General features: G+C 31.0%; 1 protein-coding gene. It reads right to left on the bottom strand.

Annotated features, from left to right (window positions below; translation table 11 throughout):
* Positions 1-87: 87 nt before the first annotated feature.
* On the bottom strand, positions 88-580 hold a 493-nt coding region (locus ACT8VG_RS04335; protein WP_444195277.1), incomplete at its 5' end, for a hypothetical protein.

The following is a 580-nucleotide window of genomic DNA, read 5'->3' as shown; positions in this document are numbered from 1 at the left end:
ATTTTAATGTACAATGATATTTATTTGATAGTATTTTAGAAGATACTATATTTTTTCTAAATCCATATTTGCCATGCTACTAGCTACTTACTTCATTTTAGTTATGATTACATTTAAGGCTTTATTCAAAGCCTCTTCATCAGCCTGTTTTTTTCTCATATTTTCCCACATTCCCAGTATTTGGAATATGCATTCCTTAACAACCGGAAAATAGTTCAAACAGTCTTCTTCACTCAATTCATGTATTCCTTTACTAAGAATACCATAAATCGTTGTGTTCTGTATAAGAATGTCTGGTAAATATCCTTCTAGCATTTTAATTCTATCTGCTACTTTAGCATTTTCAAATGAATCATTATCTACTTTATCACCTGCATTCTCTTTTGCTTGATATACCAATCGTTCAAGAATACGTCTAAGATATACATAAGATCCTGCACCTACTCCATTAGCAAAGAGACCAATTGCAGTTCCAAGTTCACTTCGGTCCTGTTTAGAAATAACATGCTTATAATCATCTAATCCAGGAAATGTTATATCAGCAATAGATGGAAACTGCCCTATTTTCATAAATGAATTA

It is taken from the genome of Catenibacterium sp. (genome assembly GCF_052354645.1).
GTDB classification, from domain to species: domain Bacteria; phylum Bacillota_I; class Bacilli_A; order Erysipelotrichales; family Coprobacillaceae; genus Catenibacterium; species Catenibacterium mitsuoka_A.
The sequence above is the reverse complement of the archived record's forward strand: the minus strand, read 5'-3'. Positions and strand labels throughout refer to the sequence as shown.